The following is a 2,934-nucleotide window of genomic DNA, read 5'->3' as shown; positions in this document are numbered from 1 at the left end:
TTGTATGCTTTGTTCTGATTGGAACAGCCTTGCTGTTCCTGGATCGGATCAAGCCTATCGGGCCATTAGTACCGGTCAGCTGAACGCATTGCTGCGCTTACACCTCCGGCCTATCGACGTGGTGGTCTTCCACGGCCCTCAGGGATACCTTGTTTTGAGGGGGGCTTCCCGCTTAGATGCCTTCAGCGGTTATCCTGTCCGATCATAGCTACCCAGCACTGCCGTTGGCACGACAACTGGTCCACCAGTGGATCGTTCACCCCGGTCCTCTCGTACTAGGGGCAACTCCTCTCAAGTATCCTACACCCACGGCAGATAGGGACCGAACTGTCTCACGACGTTCTAAACCCAGCTCACGTACCTCTTTAAATGGCGAACAGCCATACCCTTGGGACCTGCTCCAGCCCCAGGATGAGATGAGCCGACATCGAGGTGCCAAACACTGCCGTCGATATGGACTCTTGGGCAGTATCAGCCTGTTATCCCCGGCGTACCTTTTATCCGTTGAGCGATGGCCCTCCCACTTGGGACCACCGGATCACTATGGCCGTCTTTCGACTCTGCTCGACTTGTCAGTCTTGCAGTCAGGCTGGCTTCTGCCATTGCACTCAACGAGCGATTTCCGACCGCTCTGAGCCAACCTTCGCGCGCCTCCGTTACGCTTTAGGAGGCGACCGCCCCAGTCAAACTACCCGCCACACAGGGTCCCGGAACCCGATAAGGGATCGCGGTTAGACATCAAGCAATGCAAGGGTGGTATCTCAAGGGAGGCTCCACGGACACTGGCGTGTCTGCTTCGAAGCCTACCACCTATCCTGCACATGCATGGCCTGATGCCAGTGTGAAGCTGTAGTAAAGGTGCACGGGGTCTTTCCGTCTAACCGCGGGAAGCCTGCATCTTGACAGGCAATTCAATTTCGCTGAGTCGATGTTGGAGACAGCGGGGAAGTCGTTACGCCATTCGTGCAGGTCGGAACTTACCCGACAAGGAATTTCGCTACCTTAGGACCGTTATAGTTACGGCCGCCGTTTACCTGGGCTTCAATTCAGAGCTTTCACCCCTCCTTTTAACCTTCAGGCACCGGGCAGGCGTCAGACCCTATACGTCGTCTTGCGACTTCGCAGAGCCCTGTGTTTTTAGTAAACAGTCGCCACCCCCTGGTTTGTGCCCCCAGCCAAAACTTGCGTTGAAACTGGGCCTCCTTCTCGCGAACTTACGGAGGTATTTTGCCGAGTTCCTTCAACATCGTTCTCTCAAGCGCCTTGGTATTCTCTACCAGTCCACCTGTGTCGGTTTAGGGTACGGTCTCAAAGTGGGGCTATTTCCTGGGACCGCTCAGCCGCCCTTCCAATCCGATAAGGAAGAACGACCTCTGCGATCCGTCACCACCACATGGCCCAGGAATATTGACCTGGTTCCCATCGACTACGCCTTTCGGCCTCGCCTTAGGGGCCGGCTTACCCTGCTCAGATTAGCTTTAAGCAGGAACCCTTGGACTTTCGGCGAGAGTGTCTCTCACACTCTTTGTCGCTACTCATGTCATCATTCTCGCTAGTGATCTCTCCACCGGATGCCTTACAGCCCGGCTTCACAGAAAGGATTTGCTCCTCCATTGCATCCCGAGGGATGCAGAAGAGGAGTAATCCTATGTCACACTACGCTCCGCTACCATGCGCTATGCGCATCCTCGGCTTCGGCTCATGGCTTGAGCCCCGTTACATCTTCGCCGCAGGACAACTTGATTAGACCAGTGAGCTGTTACGCTATCTTTAAAGGATGGCTGCTTCTAAGCCAACCTCCTGGTTGTTTTGGTCGTCCCACCTGCTTTCCCACTTAGCCATGAATTGGGGGCCTTAGCCGGAGGTCAGGGTTGTTTCCCTCTCCACCACGGGCGTTAGCACCCGCGGTGTGTCTGCCATCTAGTACTCCCTGGTATTCGGAGTTTGGTTAGGATCAGTAAGCCTGTGGGGCCCCATTACCCATCCAGTGCTCTACCCCCAGGGGTATTCGGATGACGCTCTACCTAAATAGATTTCGCGGAGAACCAGCTATCTCCGAGTTTGATTGGCCTTTCACCCCTAGGCACAACTCATCCCGACCTTTTTCAACAGGTGTGGGTTCGGACCTCCAGTTAGTGTTACCTAACCTTCATCCTGGTCATGCCTAGATCACTCGGTTTCGGGTCTGATCCATCTAACTCATCGCCCTATTAAGACTCGCTTTCGCTGCGCCTACACCTAACGGCTTAAGCTTGCTAGATAGACCAAGTCGATGACCCATTATACAAAAGGTACGCCGTCAGCTCTCGAGGAGCCTCCGACTGATTGTAGGCGTTCGGTTTCAGGTACTGTTTCACTCCCCTCGTCGGGGTGCTTTTCACCTTTCCCTCACGGTACTGGTTCGCTATCGGTCAGTAAGGAGTACTTAGCCTTCGGGGGTGGTCCCCCGATCTTCAGACAGGATTTCACGTGTCCCGCCCTACTTAATACGTTCCATCGAGCTTCACATACGGGACTGTCACCCGCTGTGGTTGGCCTTTCCAGACCATTCTGTTCACTCTCAGGACTCGGCTGGTCCCCGTTCGCTCGCCGCTACTAGGGGAGTCTCTATTGATGTCCTTTCCTCCGGGTACTTAGATGTTTCAGTTCCCCGGGTTTGCTCTTAAAACCCTATGTGTTCAGGTTAAAAGTACCTGTTTAAGCCCGTTATAGGCTGCTCCGAAGAGCAATTATAACGAACTTTCAGGTGGGTTGCCCCATTCGGAAATTCCTGGATCAAAGCTTATTCTCAGCTCCCCAGGACTTATCGCAGAGTATCACGTCCTTCATCGCCTCTTACTGCCAAGGCATCCACCAAACGCCCTTCTCGCGCTTGATCCGATCCAGAAAGAGCAAGGCTGGATATTTGCGCTACCGCCTTTCGGCTACTTGAGC

1 rRNA gene is annotated in these 2,934 nt (G+C 54.2%); it reads right to left on the bottom strand.

Features of this window, described 5'->3' with window-relative positions:
* Positions 1 to 44 precede the first annotated feature (44 nt).
* Positions 45 to 2,878: ribosomal RNA gene (locus ACXAJT_RS27455) — 23S ribosomal RNA — on the bottom strand.
* Between the last annotated feature and the right edge of the window lie 56 nt (positions 2,879 to 2,934).

Source organism: Salipiger sp. ABF4_146, assembly GCF_056161345.1.
Note: the sequence above shows the minus strand (reverse complement) of the source record. Positions and strands in the feature narration are given on the sequence as shown.